The organism is Streptosporangium sp. NBC_01639, assembly GCF_045209755.1.
Lineage (GTDB): Bacteria > Actinomycetota > Actinomycetes > Streptosporangiales > Streptosporangiaceae > Streptosporangium.
This window is the reverse complement of the sequence record NZ_CP109272.1, coordinates 6648745-6664407: the sequence shown is the minus strand read 5'-3', so window position 1 is coordinate 6664407 and position 15663 is coordinate 6648745. Positions and strand designations below refer to the sequence as shown.

18 protein-coding genes are annotated in these 15663 nt (G+C 67.1%); 6 read left to right on the top strand and 12 right to left on the bottom strand.

Annotated features, from left to right (window positions below; translation table 11 throughout):
- Nucleotides 1–499: 499 nt before the first annotated feature.
- Nucleotides 500–1054, bottom strand: a complete 555-nt coding sequence (locus tag OHA77_RS30330) for a putative toxin-antitoxin system toxin component, PIN family (RefSeq protein ID WP_406312798.1) — start codon at nucleotides 1052–1054, stop codon at nucleotides 500–502.
- A gap of 2 nt (nucleotides 1055–1056) precedes the next feature.
- Nucleotides 1057–1512 carry an excisionase family DNA-binding protein gene (locus OHA77_RS30325; RefSeq protein ID WP_406312797.1) on the bottom strand — a complete coding sequence of 152 codons (456 nt, stop codon included), beginning with the start codon at nucleotides 1510–1512 and terminating at the stop codon, nucleotides 1057–1059.
- A 248-nt stretch (nucleotides 1513–1760) separates the two neighbouring features.
- Between OHA77_RS30325 and OHA77_RS30320 the strand changes: the two genes are divergently transcribed.
- On the top strand, nucleotides 1761–2879 hold the full coding sequence (locus OHA77_RS30320; protein WP_406311807.1) for an IS630 family transposase: 1119 nt from the start codon (nucleotides 1761–1763) through the stop codon (nucleotides 2877–2879).
- Here OHA77_RS30320 and OHA77_RS30315 read toward each other — a convergent pair whose 3' ends face one another.
- From OHA77_RS30315 to OHA77_RS30305, 3 genes are all read right to left on the bottom strand, one after another.
- Nucleotides 2880–3113 (bottom strand): hypothetical protein, encoded by a 234-nt coding sequence (locus OHA77_RS30315; RefSeq protein WP_406311808.1) that lies wholly within the window; start codon nucleotides 3111–3113, stop codon nucleotides 2880–2882.
- Nucleotides 3114–3199: 86 nt separating this feature from the next.
- Entirely contained in the window at nucleotides 3200–3517 is a 318-nt protein-coding gene (locus tag OHA77_RS30310) for a type II toxin-antitoxin system VapC family toxin (RefSeq protein ID WP_406319895.1), read from the bottom strand.
- Nucleotides 3518–3612: 95 nt separating this feature from the next.
- A complete protein-coding gene (locus OHA77_RS30305; protein WP_406312796.1) occupies nucleotides 3613–3819 on the bottom strand; it encodes a hypothetical protein in 207 nt (68 codons plus the stop codon).
- A gap of 345 nt (nucleotides 3820–4164) precedes the next feature.
- Between OHA77_RS30305 and OHA77_RS30300 the strand changes: the two genes are divergently transcribed.
- Complete coding sequence (locus OHA77_RS30300) at nucleotides 4165–5304, top strand: histidine kinase (RefSeq protein WP_406312795.1); 1140 nt, start codon at nucleotides 4165–4167, stop codon at nucleotides 5302–5304.
- Nucleotides 5301–5957 (top strand): response regulator transcription factor, encoded by a 657-nt coding sequence (locus OHA77_RS30295; RefSeq protein ID WP_326824783.1) that lies wholly within the window; start codon nucleotides 5301–5303, stop codon nucleotides 5955–5957. Before OHA77_RS30300 ends, OHA77_RS30295 begins: the two co-directional genes overlap by 4 nt.
- Here the strand turns inward: OHA77_RS30295 and OHA77_RS30290 are convergent.
- From OHA77_RS30290 to OHA77_RS30265, 6 genes are all read right to left on the bottom strand, one after another.
- Nucleotides 5947–6696, bottom strand: a complete 750-nt coding sequence (locus OHA77_RS30290; RefSeq protein ID WP_406312794.1) for a DUF2306 domain-containing protein — start codon at nucleotides 6694–6696, stop codon at nucleotides 5947–5949. The two genes, OHA77_RS30295 and OHA77_RS30290, sit on opposite strands and share 11 nt — an antisense overlap.
- 303 nt (nucleotides 6697–6999) lie before the next feature.
- Nucleotides 7000–7824, bottom strand: coding sequence for an IS3 family transposase (locus OHA77_RS30285; protein ID WP_406312793.1), 825 nt, complete (start codon nucleotides 7822–7824; stop codon nucleotides 7000–7002).
- Nucleotides 7825–7871: 47 nt separating this feature from the next.
- Nucleotides 7872–8159, bottom strand: a complete 288-nt coding sequence (locus OHA77_RS30280) for a transposase (RefSeq protein ID WP_406312792.1) — start codon at nucleotides 8157–8159, stop codon at nucleotides 7872–7874.
- A gap of 247 nt (nucleotides 8160–8406) precedes the next feature.
- Nucleotides 8407–9210 carry a hypothetical protein gene (locus OHA77_RS30275; protein ID WP_406312791.1) on the bottom strand — a complete coding sequence of 268 codons (804 nt, stop codon included), beginning with the start codon at nucleotides 9208–9210 and terminating at the stop codon, nucleotides 8407–8409.
- Nucleotides 9211–9836: 626 nt separating this feature from the next.
- The gene (locus OHA77_RS30270) at nucleotides 9837–10202 is read right to left on the bottom strand and encodes an STAS domain-containing protein (RefSeq protein WP_406312790.1); all 366 of its coding nucleotides are present in this window, start codon (nucleotides 10200–10202) and stop codon (nucleotides 9837–9839) included.
- Between the two features lie 248 nt (nucleotides 10203–10450).
- Nucleotides 10451–11821: an APC family permease gene (locus OHA77_RS30265; protein ID WP_406312789.1), complete on the bottom strand. Its 1371-nt coding sequence runs from the start codon at nucleotides 11819–11821 to the stop codon at nucleotides 10451–10453.
- 134 nt (nucleotides 11822–11955) lie between these two features.
- Here OHA77_RS30265 and OHA77_RS30260 point away from each other — a divergent pair, with 134 nt between their 5' ends.
- Nucleotides 11956–12339 (top strand): hypothetical protein, encoded by a 384-nt coding sequence (locus OHA77_RS30260; RefSeq protein ID WP_406312788.1) that lies wholly within the window; start codon nucleotides 11956–11958, stop codon nucleotides 12337–12339.
- A 199-nt stretch (nucleotides 12340–12538) separates the two neighbouring features.
- Here OHA77_RS30260 and OHA77_RS30255 read toward each other — a convergent pair whose 3' ends face one another.
- Nucleotides 12539–13648, bottom strand: coding sequence for a glycosyltransferase family 4 protein (locus OHA77_RS30255; protein WP_406312787.1), 1110 nt, complete (start codon nucleotides 13646–13648; stop codon nucleotides 12539–12541).
- A 109-nt stretch (nucleotides 13649–13757) separates the two neighbouring features.
- On the opposite strand from OHA77_RS30255, the gene OHA77_RS30250 reads away from it, so the two are divergent.
- Complete coding sequence (locus OHA77_RS30250) at nucleotides 13758–14549, top strand: PIG-L deacetylase family protein (protein WP_406312786.1); 792 nt, start codon at nucleotides 13758–13760, stop codon at nucleotides 14547–14549.
- A 34-nt stretch (nucleotides 14550–14583) separates the two neighbouring features.
- Entirely contained in the window at nucleotides 14584–15645 is a 1062-nt protein-coding gene (locus tag OHA77_RS30245) for a lysylphosphatidylglycerol synthase transmembrane domain-containing protein (RefSeq protein ID WP_326824792.1), read from the top strand.
- Nucleotides 15646–15663 lie beyond the last annotated feature (18 nt).

Sequence of the window (15663 nt, the reverse complement as noted above, 5' to 3'; positions counted from 1 at the left end):
GTCAACGGCGACGAGCTCTTCCACCGTTCGCACCCCGGCATGGTGCACGGAGGATCTGGTGGAGCGGGATCGACGCAGCGGCGCCGTACAGCAACCGCCTTATACGATCACCCGCCACCAACCCGCATCCACCGCCCGACCGGGGCACGAGTCCACCGACCTGAGACGTGCCGTTGACTCGTGATGAAGGGGTGCACGACGACATCAGGACGGTTGTTTCGTCCAAGATGCGGAAAATGAGCAACTTGGCCACGTCTGGCGGCAGGACAGCTCACGCTCGGAAGATGATCGTGAGCTGTCCTGCTGAAGCCGGGAGTGCTCCTCCTCGGTCGGGACCAGGCCCGTCTGGCAGGCGCCCCACCGGGACGGGTCACTCAGCTTGACGTCGGTGCCGCCGATGCCGCAGTAGCCGCCGGGTTTCTTGAAGATGTACCGCCGGTGGTAGCGGTTCGCTTTAGCCGGCAAACCATTCTCACCGTCACCCAGCCTCGGCGACCCGCTAACCAGCTCGGAGGGCGGCGACCGACTCGACCAGACCTGCTTTCTCCAAAGCATCGAGCACATCGTCTATGGCCTCCGGCGGGTTCACCCGCGAGTCCGCGATCTGCTGAACACAGGACCAGACCACTCGTCCATCACGATCGATCTGGTCCAGCACGAAGTCATCGGGAGACTTGGCCTCAATCTCCCAGGGCGCCAAGCACTCTGAAGGAAAGTCCCTGAGATTTGACGTGACGATGACCTGTGCTCCTACTTTGATCGCCGCAGCAAGCACATGCCGGTCATCCGGGTCGGGTAGCTTCAGGCCCTCGATAAGGGGTTCGTACCCCTCGACCAGGCAGTCTCGGACTGCGGAGTTCATGAGCAGGCGAAGCTTGCCCAGCTTCTCCTCCGGAATGTCTGGACGATCGGCGGCAAGATTACGCTGCATTTCGTCGAGAATCCTGCTGGTCCACTTGGCCTGGAACCGTCCCGTCATGGCCAGGCGGATGAGCAGATCGCGAAGTGTGTTGCCATAAAGCACGTTCGCGTCATAGACCACCACAAAGCTCATGCTCAGATGCCCAGCTCCTGGCCTAGCGCAGCAAGTTGATCGGCAGCCGTACGGCGCTTGGCATCATCGCGACGTCTGTACTCCTGAAGGTCTTCGTACGTAACACGCCTGTGCTTGCCAACCAAGCGGAAGGGGATCTTTCCTTCCTCCAGAAGCTTGATCAGATGGGGGCGTGAGACGTTCAGCATGTTCGCCGCCTGCTGGGTCGTCAGCTCGGCATGAGAAGGGATGACCGTCACCCCTCGCCCTTCAGCCGCCTGGGCAAGGATGAAGGCCAACAGGCTCACAGCTTCCCTAGGCAAGATCAATGGCTCCTCAGCACCGTGTTCCCCCACAACACGGATGGCCGATTGCTCGTGAGACCGCATGAGGTAGTCCTTGATGCGGCGCACAGCACGGCTGGCCATCTCAGCATCAATGCTTCCCGGCTGTATCCGTTTGGCCTGCACATCTGTCATCGCCATGCCTCCTTCTTGCAGTATCCGCAACAAACGAAATAAACGCAAGCGATGACGGCAGGTAGTGGAGTTACTCCTCGGGCGGAACCAGGCCCGTCTGGCAGGCACCCCACCAGGACAGGTCACTCAGCTTGACGTCGGTGCCGCCGTAGCCAGTCCGTCTAGTGCTGTGACCGGATTGGTTCGCCGGGTTGGTGGTCGGGGCGGTTGGATGTGCGGTGACGTCCGATCCGACCCGTGGAGGTGCGGTGGCCGAGCCTGTCCGTGTGCGCAGACTGACCGACCAGGAAGGGCAGAAGCTGCAGCAGATCGTGCGCCGGGGTAGCACCAGTTCGGTTCGCTACCGGCGGGCGATGATGCTGCTGGCCTCGGCCGGCGGGAACCGCGTCCCGGTCATCGCCCAGCTGGTGCAGGCGGACGAGGACACCGTCCGCGACGTGATCCACCGGTTCAACAAGATCGGCCTGGCCTGTCTGGACCCTCGCTGGGCGGGAGGCCGTCCCCGCCAGCTCACTCCTGACGACGAGGACTTCGTCGTCGCGACGGCCACCACCCGCCCGACCAAGCTCGGCCAGCCCTTCACCCGCTGGTCCATCCGCAAGCTCGTCATTTACCTGCACCGGGTCCATGGCCGCGTCATCCGGATCGGCCGCGAGGCGTTACGGTGCCTGCTGGCCCGCCGCGGCGTCACCTTCCAGCGCACGAAGACCTGGAAGGAGTCGCCCGACCCAGACCGTGACACCAAGCTCGACCGGATCGAGCACGTCCTGGACCGCTTCCCCGACCGCGTTTTCGCGTTCGACGAGTTCGGTCCGCTGGGAATCCGGCCGACCGGCGGCTCGGGGTGGGCAGCTGCCGGGCACCCTGAACGGCACCCCGCGACCTACCACCGCACCCACGGGGTCCGGTACTTCCACGGCTGCTACTCGGTCGGTGACGACACGCTCTGGGGCATCAACCGGCGAAAGAAGGGCGCCGGCAACACGCTGGCCGCCCTCAGGTCGATCCGGGCGGTCCGCCCAGACGGCGCCCCCATCTACGTGATCTTGGACAACCTGTCCGCGCACAAGGGCGAGAAGATCCGCGCCTGGGCCAAAAAGCACCAGGTCGAACTGTGCTTCACACCGACCTACGCGTCCTGGGCAAATCCGATCGAGGCGCACTTCGGGCCGCTGCGGCAGTTCACCATCGCCAACTCCAACCACCCCAACCACACGGTCCAGACCCGGGCTCTGCACGCCTACCTGCGCTGGCGCAACGCCAACGCCCGCCATCGAGATGTCCTGGCGGCCGAACGCCGCGAACGCGCCCGTGTCCGCAGCGAGAAGGGCGTCCGCTGGGGCGGACGAGCGCAGATGGCAGCCTGATCACTCGCTGACATCCAAGGTCGCGTGGTCCGCGACTCCCAGTTCAGACAGCACAGCCCAGAGCCGCTCCAGGACCGCGGTCGCGTCCGAGCCCTCCGCGATCTCAAGGTCAAGATGGCAACGACCCATGCCGCTGCCCGCGCCCGTGATCTCGCCGTCGAGCTCGAACGCCGCTTCCAATGCCTCCTCGACCTCATCACGGTCGATCGGCAGCCCCACGAAGACGATCTCCACAAACACCACGGTCCTCCGTCTCAACCCGGCGAACCATAGCGGTCACGGCACTAGACAGCGCCGGATACGAGCCTGCGGTTCCACGCTCAAAGTCGTTCGGGTAAGAGGGTGAACGCACCTACATGCCGGGGCCGTACAACGGTGAAATGACGACGATCGAGCGTGGCCACCTCGGCCAGTCCAAGCCTCTCAGCCACTGCGATCACAGAGGCGTCGACCGCACCCAGCGGAAGGTCGGCATAGACCTCCACCAGATCGCTCATCCGGTACAGATCCTCGTCGGTGACATCGACCAGAACCAGGCCGGACCGGAAAGAGCCCAGGAACGCCGCTTCCGCCTTGCTTTCCTGACGTTTCTCGACGAGCTGGCAGACTTCCGTGACGACCGTCACGGGAACGAGCAGCGGACCCGGATGGCTCCGCAGCAGTGTGTCGCAGGATTCGTGGTGTTTGTCCCGGATATTTATCGCTGCGACCGAAGGCCCCTAATCAATGACTATCACGAAGAGTGATTGTCCTCCGAGCGCAAGATCTCTTCATAGCGTTCCGCGAAATCCGGCTCAGCCTCCAGCATTCCGATGAACGGCAGGTCACGGCCAGCAGGCTGTTCGTCGAGCTGATCTCGCACAAGGCGAAGCAGAGGCGCCACTTTCTCCTCGGGCAGGCGATCCACCAAATGGTGCAGCTCCTCGCGCATCACACTCATGCATTGAGTGTAACCAGACATCGGTTCAGCACACCCGGCCGAGCCACGACGCAGACCGTCGCGACGAAACGGCCCATGGCTGAGAGATCGGCTTGCGTGCTACGACTGCCACTCGACGAGGGCCACCCTGGCCGTGACCAGATCCGCCTGACAGGTGCCCCACTCGGACGGGTCACCCAGCTTGACGTCGGTGCCGCCGATCACGCGGTGGCCGGTCGGTAATTCGAAGAGCCGTTGACGTGGCAGTGCCCCTCGGGAGACAACTCGCTTCCCGCATGTCGGCGGAGGGTGCGTCCCCGTGCTTTGGGCCGTCCCGAGCGGCACCGGCTCTCGTACCATGTTCATGTGCCCTCCGTTCTTCGCTCCGTGTGGGACGAGCCCGGTCCCCCCGACCCTCCGCCGCGGGTATGGCGGGACTGGGTGCTCGTGGGAGTGCTCGTGCCGGTCGCGGTGCTCGAAGGGCTTCTGCGGCCGGAACTTCCGTGGCGGACCGTCTCGGTGATCCTCACTGTCGGCCTGGTGCCCACGTTGTTGTGGCGCCGGACCAGGCCGCTGCCGATGGTCGCGATCGCCTTCGCCACCACCAGCCTGGCCCCGCTGCTGACGGGCGGCGACTCCGCAGAGACGTACACGATGGCGTACCTGCTGATCCTGGTGTACTCGCTGTTCCGGTGGGGGTCGGGACGCGAGGTCACGCTCGGGTTGACGATCATGATCGTCGCGGTCTCCCTCTCACTGCTCTTCGGCCGACTCACCCCCGGCGACATGGTCGGCGCGTTCGCCGTCCTGTTCTCGGCCGTCGCCCTGGGCGGAGCACTCCGGTACCGGGCCAGGGCGAGGACGCGCGAGCTCGACCAGATCAAACTGCTCGAACGCGAACAGCTCGCCCGCGACCTGCACGACACCGTCGCCCATCACGTCTCGGCGATGGCGATCCGCGCCCAGGCGGGCCTCGCCACGTCGGAGTCGCGACCGAACGCCGCCACCGACGCGCTCCGCGTGATCGAGGTCGAGGCGGCACGCGCCCTCGACGAGATGCGCGCCATGGTCCGCATCCTGCGCCGGGACCAACCCGCGGACCTGGTGCCCGGCCGACGCGTCACCGATCTCGAACAGCTCGCGAGCCGAGGCCGTTCCGGCCCCTCGGTCGAGGTGGAGATCTCCGGCGACGTCGACGGCCTCCCCCCGCCGGTCGAGGCCGCGATCTACCGTCTCGCCCAGGAGTCGGTCACCAACGCCCAGCGGCACGCCCGGCACGCCACCCGCATCGAGGTCCGCGTCACCGCCGACGACACATCGGTGCACCTGCGTGTGAGCGACGACGGCGACAGCGGCCCCATACGCCCGGCCGCACCGCCGGGATACGGGCTCATCGGCATGGTCGAACGCGCCGACCTGCTCGGTGGCACCTGCGAAGCAGGCCCCAACCCCGACCGAGGCTGGACCGTGACCGCCGTACTGCCCCGGAGCGGAGCGGCGACATGAGCATCCGAGTGATCGTCGCCGACGACCAGGAGATCGCCCGCACCGGGCTGGTGATGATCCTCGACGCCCAACCGGGCATCGAGGTCGTCGGCGAGGCCGCCGACGGACGGCGAGCCGTCGAACTCGCGCGGCGCCTGCGCCCCGACGTGTGCCTGTTCGACATTCGCATGCCCGTCCTCGACGGCATCGAGGCCACCCGCTCCCTCGCCGGACCGAACGTCGCCGACCCGCTCGCCGTCGTCGTCATCACCACCTTCGACCTCGATGACTACGTCTACGCCGCCCTGCGAGCCGGTGCCCGGGGTTTTCTGCTCAAGAACGCCGGCGCCGCCATGCTCTCCCAGGCCATCCACGCCGCCGCCACCGGCGACGCGCTCATCGCCCCGAGTGTCACCGCACGGCTGCTCAGCGCCTTCGCCGGCGCCGGGCCCGTCTCACCGCCGGCGCACCCCGTCGAGACACTCACGGACCGGGAAGAGCAGATCCTGGCCACCGTGGCACGCGGACGGACCAACAACGAGATCGCCGATGCGCTCCACATCTCCCTCAGCACCGTCAAGTCCCACATCGCCAGCCTGATGGCCAAGCTCGGTGCCCGCAACCGCGTCGAGATCGCCATGTGGGCCTATGAGACCAACCGCGTCAAGAACTGAGCCGGGTACGGGGCCGGACGGCCGATCGCCTACGAATGATCCATTCGGCCACGGCGAGGTTGATCACCCAGCCCGCGCCCACGAGCAGCGCTCTGGGGAACTCTCCGGGCGTGCCGAAGAACAGGAACCAGAACAGGTGGGTCAGCGCCTGCGTACCCGCACCCAGGCCGATCGCATAACCGCGGATCATCCAGGCGCGGTGCCGGGCGACGTTCCGCCGCCGGATCGCGGCGAAACCGAGAACAAGGGCCAGGACCATGGCCGAGCCGAACAGGAGCCGGAAGACGGCGAGGAGATCGCCGTCACCGTCAGGGCGGGGATAGAACAGGGTCATCCACAGCCCCGAAAGCGCTGCGACGAGTCCGCAGGGGACCAGGACCCGCCCGGCGAGGCGGTGCCAGCCGGGCCGGCGGCGGCGGAAACGGGGGACGAACTGAAAGGCCCCCAGCACGCCGTACAAGGTGGCGCTGATGATGTGCAGCACCACGGGCAGGGGCACCGCGAAGAACCGCGCGTTCTCCGGCGTGATCTCCGCGCCGCCCGTCAGCTCGGTCAGGCGGACGGCACCGGCGATCACAGGAACGGCGCTGAGCACGATCAGCGCCGCGGGCACGAGCCACTCCGCCCTGGTGGAGGAGGCTACGGCGGACGTTCCTGCCGTGTTCCGGTCATCCGCCGGCCGGCCGCTCCGCGGCGACTGCGGAGACCGGAGCTGTCCTGTCACGCTCTCATCGGTCATGACCTGATCGTGGCGGCTGAGACGGCGGCGGCCCATCGGCAGAACGGTCTGACCTGAGTCGGCCGATCATCCACCGATCAGGCGTACTTTCGGCTGATGGGTCCTCTGCGCAGGCCTTCTCCGCTGATTTTTCGTGGCTCGGGACACACGTGCCGCTGTCCGGTCGGCGATACCTCCGTCTTCTCACTGTCACAGGTGCTCACGAGGAGGCCGGTGTAGGCACTCAGCGGGCCGAGGCGGTCTGTCCGGTGAGTGAAGCTCGGGTGAGGTTCCCCCCGTACTACAGCCACCGATGGTGTGGGATCACGAGGTTGCGTCTGAGGGCTTGTAGAGCTCCTCGAACGCGATTGGGCTGTTCATGCCGATGCTGGAATGACGCCTATACGGGTTATACCAGCACTCGATCCATTCAAACATCGCGCTGGCCAACTCGGCTCTTGTTGACCATTTGTCAACGTCGAGCAGTTCGAGCTGCATCGTTCCCCAGAACGATTCCATCATGGCATTGTCGTAGCAATCGCCGACGGTTCCCATCGAGCCGAGGAGTTCAGCATCACGGAGCCGTTTCCCATACGAGAACGATGTGTACTGTGTTCCATGGTCAGAATGCAGGATCGTCTTCCTGCTGGGCGGGTTACGGCGGGCGACGGCCATGACCATCGCGTCGACGACCAGAGCGCTGGTCTGGCGTATGTCGATAGAATGGCCGATGATGCGACGAGAATAGGCGTCCATGACAGCGGCGCAATACAGTTTCCCTTCGTCGGTGGGGTGCTCGGTGATGTCGCTGACCCACAGCCGGTCCGGCGCTTGCACCGTGAAGGCCCGGCGGACCAGATCCTCCTCGGTGGCGGCGTTGACGAGGTTGCGGCGGCCCTTGCGCCGGTAGATGCCCTGGATGCCGGCCTCACGCATGAGCCGCTCGACGCGCTTGCGGTTGACCTCCAGGTCCAGGCCGAGCGTCAGCTCCGCGTGGATCCGCGGCGAGCCGTAGCTGTAACGTGACGTCTCATGGATGTCACGGATCAGCTTCAGTAGTTCGGTGTTTCTTTGGTCGCGTGGTGACTGCGGCCGGCCAACCCAGTCTTTGTAGCCCGATCTGGAAATGTTCAACACCCGGCAGGCCACCGCGACAGGAAAGTCGTCATCGGCGAGTTCACGGACCAGCGCGTACCCTATTTTGGGAGCACGTTCTCCCGGGCGAAATACGCAGCCGCCCGCTTGAGGATCTCATTCTCCAGCTCAAGCTGCCGGGTTCGGCGCCGCAGATCGGAGAGCTCCTTCTTCTCCGCGCTGGTCAGCTGCGCACCGCCGTTGTCATCGGTGTCGGCCTGGCGCATCCAACTCCGCAGACAGGAATCGCTGATACCCAGGTTTTCAGCAAGGACAGAGACCGGTTTATCACCCTTACGGGCAAGCTCGACGGCACGCTGACGGAACTCGATCGGGTGAGGTGCAGGCACGAAGCACTTCCTTCCCAGCCGACACAGGGTCAACTCAGGTGAGGTGGCCGTGCTACGGGGGGAAGCTCACGGGATGCTCAAGGCCTCCCTCAGCTCTCCCCCACCGCGGACGCCGACGGTCATCGCCACGTGGCCCGTAAGCCTCAGACTCCGACGACCTTGACGGTTTTCCCGCAGAGCCTGGCCATGTCGTCCTCGTCGGAGGTGAGCACGTCTGCGTTCACGGCTTCACCAAGCAGCCCTGGACTCAGTTCCCCTTCGAGGGAGCTTCGATCTTCATCGGCGACTCCTCGAACAAGCTGCCCGACCTGGGAAGGTCGTCGGCCTCGATGACCAGATCCTCGGGCGGCGGCTCGATGGTCACCTGGGCGCCCCAGCCGGTGAAGCGCAGGTCGGAACTGAGACCCAGCTCGTAGTTGTCATTCGTCCGCTGAGAGGTCGTGGTGGTCAGGCGGGTGACCCTGCCCTTGGCATCGAACCAGAGCGCCCAGGCAACCTTCTCGCCGCGTCCCGACCACCCACCGAAAGGCCGACCGGGGATCTTGGAGGTATAGATGGTGCCCTTGGCTGCGCGCGAGCCGATGGAGGAGGCGGTGGCGAGCAGCGCCCGCAGCGTACCCGGCTCGAAGAGATCGACCGTGGCATCCATGGGACTGGACTCGGGCCATCGACTGCGCACCCACTTCTTGCCCGGTGGCAGCTTGCCGATCAACTCGCCGCCCGAGGTGTAGTACGCACCTTCGACTTTAATGAGCAGTGTCGGGAAGAGAGCGTCTGCTTCCAGACTCTCGGAGAGAACCGGCGAGTAAAACGTGCTGATGTCATCCGTTTCCACCAACCCTCCCTTACGGAATCCGGCGACGCGCGTAGTCCGGATGGTGGCGAATTGCTTACCGTCGGCCGACATACGGGTGATCAGAGAGACGGTGACGCCCCTGCCGGGCACGATCTGCGTGCGGAGCGCTTTGATCGGATCGGGAGTATCAGCACGGGCGGGCAGCGGCGTGAGCAGGATGAGGCTCACGACGAGACCGGTGGCGATCCTTCTCATTCGATTTCCTTCGGTGTCCGGAGAAAAAGGAGATCTTTTCAGTCGAAGATCACGCTGTCGTCTCAAATATGAGCCCGGCTTATAAGATCCTTCCCGGAGATCGACGAGTTGCGAGAGGCCCGCTCCCTGCTCGCCCATCTCCTGCCTCAGGAGTTTCCCCGGCAGCGGGCGACGTCCCCAGGAGGGAACCGACGGGCAGCGTGACGATCCGGGACACCGCCCACCGGGTGCGGCGGGGCGGCGTCGGCGGCGTCGGCGGCGTCGAACTGTGGTCGTACGCACTGCCCGTCGAACCGGTCGGGTGAAAGGCGTTCGGGCCCGGAGGCCGGCGGAGCAGCGCCCGGCGCAGCACGGCCACCCGTTCGGCGGCGGCCCGCCGGCTGACCTCCGCGTCGGGCACCATCACGTCGAAGCCATGGAAGGCCCCGGGGTAGAGGTGGAACTCGGTGGAGACGCGGTCCCCTCGCAACAGCCGGGCAACCCCACTGTCACCGGAGGCCGCACTCGGCCTGTCGGAGAGCGGCGATGGCCGCCCGAGCCGGAAGGCAGGGGCAGGACGGCTCCCCGTGGTGACCGCACCCGCTCCGCCGGGCGGTCCGCGGTTCCCCTAAGCGGCTTCGAGTCCCCTAAGCGGCTTCGAGCGCCTCGGCGACGGAGGGGAACACCTCGAACACCTGGGTCAGGCCGGCGAGGTTGAGCCGTCGTGCCAGGTTGCCCTGGATGCCGGTCAGGATGAACCGGACCCTTCTGACCTGGCCCTGATGACGTGCCTGGAGCAGCTCCCCGATGCCCGAGGAGTCACAGAAGGTGAGTGCCGAGAGATCGAGGATCAGGGTCTGCGACTGCAGGGCGGCCCAGGCCCTGTTCATCTCCGCCCGTAGGATGGGGGTGTGGTAATGATCCAGCTCGCCACTGGCCCGCACGACGAGCGTCGTACCGTGCAGGCCGGATGTGGCGGCGAAACTCGGCTCCGGCTCGTTTCCGACTAACATGATCAACCCTCTACCCCGGCCTCTCCCAGCCATGTAACTTTCTCACACGGCACAGGTCCCCTTGACAGGCCGGGTATGGAGGCGGCGGCCTCACGACCTCACCAGGGCCGAGGACGTACAGAGTTGTCGGTGAGCTGACGTAGTCTCTCTCAAACTCCAACAAAAAGGAGTATGAGGTGAAAAGAGTACGGATCGTTCATAGGCCCCGACCGCCCCGGAAGCCCGTCCCTCTTGACCTCCGCACGCCCTCAGGGCGCCATCTTCCGTTCTGAGTCTCCCTCGGGACGGTCGCCCTGTCCCACCAGAAACAGCCGGTTCACGAACCAGAGAACCACACCTACGGCGATCAGCCCACCCGCCCGGAGATAGACGTCGCCGGCGCGCCCCGTGAAGGGCAGCGCCAGGACAAGGCAGACCACCGCGCCCAGCACCGGCATCCAGCTCGGCGCCCGGTAGTGGCCGTGCTCCACCCGGTCCTTGCGGAGGACCAGCACGGCCACGTTGACCATGGCGAACACACACAGCAGCAGGAGCACCGTCGTGTCCGCCAGGTTGCCCACATCACCCGTGGCGACCAGCACCGCGGCGATGCCCACGGTGAACACGATGGCGACCCACGGGGATGACCTCGTGGGATGGACCGCCGCGAAGACCTTCGGCACGATCCCCTCACGCGCCATGCCGTACACCAGACGTGAGGCCATGAGCATGTTGATCAGCGCGGTGTTGCCCACCGCGAGCAGCGCGATCAGCGCGAACAGCTTGGGTGGGAAGGCCAGCCCCGCGACCTTGACGACCTCCAGGAGCGGGCCGGTCGAACGCTTCAGCGTCTCGGTGTCCACCAGCATGGTCGCGGTGAACGCGACCGCCAGGTAGATCACCGCGGCCACGATCAGGCCACCGAAGAGCGCACGCGGATAGTCGCCCTGCGGGTCCTTCGACTCCTCCGCCAGGTTGACCGAGTCCTCGAAGCCGAGCAGCGCGTAGAAGGCGAGGGCGGTGCCGCCGAGGACACCGAGGAACGCGCCGTTGACCGGATGGAACGAAAGTGCCCTGGCGGGATCGCCCGCGCCCGACAGCAGCGCGTAGATCCCGATCGCGATGACGACCAGCAGGCCGAACGCCTCGATGACGGTCAGGACGACGTTGACCTTGATCGACTCGGAGATCCCGGCGAAGTTCACCAGCGCCACGACGCCGAGGAAGATGAGCGCGCCGACGACGACCGGCAGGGTGACGAACTCCCCCAGGTAGTCGCCGCCGAACGCCCGAGCCGCGGCGCTCGCCGAGGTGATGCCGCTCATCAGTACGGCGAAAGCCACGATGAAGGTGACAAAGGGTATGTTGAACGCCTTGTTCGCATAAAGCGCCGCTCCGGCGGCCTGCGGATATTTCCCGACAAGCTCGGCATAGGCCGACGCGGTCAGCGCGGCCAGCACGAAGGCGACGAGGAACGGTGCCCACAGGGCCCCGCCGACGTATCCGGCGACCTTCCCGACCAGGGCGTATATCCCCGCGCCGAGGATGTCGCCTATCACGAACAGCAGGAGGACCCGGCGTCCGATCACCCGCTTGAGCGAGTGCTGGGCAGGACCAGGACCAACGATCGCCTCAGCCATACATCCCTCTTACCCCACGCACATCAGGAATTACCCTGAGTCACAAGAATCTCTTTCTGTAAGCGTGCTGAAAGTGATCCGCAAGGACGGCTGCCTACTGTCCCCTCTGTCACGAAATGCAATGAAAGGCAGAAATGCTCACCGCTCTCACCTCCCGCCGTATCGCCGTCGCCGTCGCGGGGGTCGCTCTTCTCTCGATGACCGCCGCCTGCGGCTCCGGCAACGCCGCGCTCTGCACCGAGGCGCAGCAGCTCATCACGGGCTACACCTCGTCCATGGCGGCCAACGTCGGCGACCTGGAGAAGTTCAACCAGGCGAACCAGAAGCTCGGCGAGGACCTGAAGGCACTGGCCGCCAAGTCCGACGGCGACGTGGCCTCCGCGCTGAACGACGTCGCCACCTCCATGGGCGGCCTGAAGATCGACGCCAAGGACCCGTCCGCGGCCGCCGCCGCGGTGCCGGAGTTCAGCAAGAAGCTGACCGAGGCCGGCGTCAAGCTCCAGACCTCCTGTTCCTAGCGAAGCCCGTGCCTCCCAGGAACGGGAGGCACCTCCCGGTACGGCCGCCGCTCCGCCTGCGGGGGGCAGCGCGGCGCGGCGGCCGTACCGGCCAAAGCGGAGAGCTCCTGCCACCGCGGCAGGAGCTCTCCGCTTTCCCGCCCGCACCGTACGACCCACCCGCGCCGTACGACCCGGCCGACGACCGGGACGGCCGGCGTCAGCCCCGGCCCGTGCGAGCCTGCCGGTAGCACTGCTCGAAGCCCTCCAGCACCGCCGGCCACGAACTGCGGACGGGCTCGGTCTCCCGGTTGTGCGCCGCGATCGACTCGCGCAGCTCGCGGTCGCCGACCAGCCTGGCCACCGACGCGACCAGATCGTCGAAACTCCGCCCGAGCAGCCCCTCCTTGCCAGGACGGACGAAGTCGGCCACCCCGCTCTGAGCCCGCGCGACCACCGGGATGCCCGCCGCCCTGGCCTCCAGTGCGGCCAGGCCGAAGGACTCGCGGGGCGCCGGGGCCACGAACACGTCGGCCGAGGCGAGCAGCTCGCGGATCCGGTCACGGCTGTAGCGGCCGGGCAGCGAGACCCAGTCGCTCATCCCGTTGGCCCGCAGATAGCGCTCCATCTGCGAGCGCGCCGGGCCGTCCCCGACGACGGTGGCCCGCATCCGCGTCTCCTGCGGCACCCGGGCGCGGGCCTCCTTCAGCAGCCGGAGCAGCCGGACGGGCTGCTTGCGGGGGGCCAGCCGCCCCACCGCGACGACGTGGACGGCCCCGTCACCGGGCTCTCGACGGACCAGGGCGGCGGAACGCCAGCCGGAGACGTCGAGGCCGTTGGAGACCACGTGCACCGGCACCCGGCGCCCGGCCACCCCGCGGATCGGCAGCGCCGCGGCTTCGCTCACCGCGGTGCCCACCAATCCCCAGCGGTGCCACTCGAACACCAGCCGCAGCCCCCGGTAGAGCGCCCGGGTGACCGGATCCCACATGCTGTGCACGGTCACGACCACGGGCAGGCCCATCCGCACGGCCGCGCGGACACCCATCCAGGCGAACGGCGAGACCGCCCCGGTGTGCACGTGCACCACATCGGGGCGCCGCGCTCTCATCAACCGCAGCAGGTGCCCCACCCCGAACGGATGGACCGGCAGGTCAGCGGGGAGCTTGGCGACGATCCGGTAGACACCGGACAGGGGCTCTCCGGGAGTCGCGGTCGCCACCTCGACCTCGTGACCCGCCTCCCTCTGCATCCGGACCAGATCGCCGACCTGCACCTCGATCCCGCCGAGACGCGGCAGGTAACAGTCACTGACGTGGAGGATCCTCACCGTGCCAGCGTAGCCCCGCGTGAGATCATGCCTGCGTGCCCATAAGGGCGGACCCCTCCCCAGATGACACGAACGGAAGTGAGCCGCGATCAACACCGTCAAAACAGCCGTGTTCTTCCATGCCCATCCCGACGACGAGGCCCTGCTGACCGCGGGCACCATGGCGATGCTCGCCGCCGAGGGACACCGCGTGGTGCTCGTCGTGGCGACCTCCGGCGAACGCGGTCAGGCCGACCTCGAACCCGGCGAGGCCCTGGCCGCCGCGCGCATCGCCGAGCTCTACAAGTCGGCGGCGGCGCTCGGCTGCGCCCGGGTGGTCAACCTCGGCTACGGAGACTCCGGGCTGGCACCCGGCGGCGGGATCGCCGACGACCGGCCGGACAACGCGTTCATCGACGCCGACGCCGAGAACGCCGCCCGGCGGCTCGCCGCGATCCTCACCGAGGAGGACGCCGACCTGCTGACGACCTACGATCCCGCCGGAGGCTACGGGCACCCCGACCACGTCCAGGTGCACCGGGTCGGTGGCCGGGCCGCCGAGCTCGCCGGCACCCCGATCGTGCTGGAGGCCACGGTCAACCGCAACCCCCTGCTCAAAGGGCTCCGGCTGGTCCGCAGGTTCTACCCCCAGTTGGACATCCGCGCCTTCGAGCAGGCCTACTCTCCCGGTGAGGAGATCACCCACCGGGTCGGCGTGCGGCGTTTCGCCCGCCAGAAGCGGGCGAGCATGGCCGCCCACGCGTCCCAGGCCACCGGCGCGGACACCCGCACGCTCGGTGTCATGCTCAAGGTGCCGCATCCCCTCTACCGTCTCGTCTTCGGCACCGAGTGGTACGTCCGGCGCGACCTGCCGCCCGGCACCAGGATGAGCCACCCCTTCGATGTTCCTTCCAAAGGTTGAGCCGCCAACCGGCAAACTGGTGTGAGGAGGTTACATGAAGAACAAATGGGTCCAGATCGGGCTGTCGGTCGTGTCCCTGGCACTGGCCGCCACACTCGTGCGCTTCCTGCCGCAGATCGTGGCGGCGCTGACCGGCAAGCACGTCTCCTGGTCGCAGATCGGCGCCCAGTTCTCCAGCCTGAGCTGGCAGACGGTCGCGCTGATGACCGTCGTCTGGCTGGCCAGCCTGATGGCCTACACGTTCGTGCTGACCGCCTCCCTGCCCGGCCTGACCCATCCGCAGGCGCTGGCGCTGAACGCGGCCGGCAGCGCGGTGAGCAACCTGCTCCCGTTCGGCGGCGCGGCCGGAGTGGCGATGACGATCGCGATGACCAAGGGATGGGGTTTCCCGCTCCGGGCCGTGGTGGTCTCCACACTCTCCAGCGGCATCTGGAACACCTTGTTCCGGTTCGTCCTGCCCGCCGTGGGCATCGTGGCCCTGCTGGTCAGCGGCCAGCGGCTCAGCCCGGCCGTGACCAACGCCGGCTGGGTGGGCTCGCTGTCCCTGCTGGCCCTGGTCGCCGTGGTGGCCGCCGCCCTCTACTGGGACCGCGCCGCCACCGCACTCGGCCGCGCCCTCGACGCCGCGGTCCGGCCGCTCCCGCACCGGTTCCGCCCCGCCGAGCACGCCCTCTCCGGGGCGCTGGCGAAGTTGCGCGCCGACACCTCCGAAGTCGTACGGCACCGCTGGCCGGGTCTGACCCTGGGCATGATCTTCTTCCTCGGGCTGCAGTGGCTGATACTGGTCTGTTGCCTGCAGGCCACCGGCGCCTATCCGGGGCTGGCGCAGTCGATCGCCGTGTTCGCTCTGTCCAGGGTGCTGACCAGCGCTCTCGTGACCCCGAGCGGTGCCGGGATCATGGAGGCGGGGACCGTCGGCGCGTTGGTCTTCTTCGGCGCGCCACTCGATTCCGCAACCGCCGCGGCACTGCTTTTCGGCTTCTGGACCTACACTGTCGAAATCCCCTTCGGCGGCCTGGCGCTCGGTGCGTGGGCGCTCCTGCGCCGGCGTGAGAACGCCGCTTCGGCCTCGGCGAAGGAGCCGATCAGCCGCTAGATTGGGAAATACCTTGTG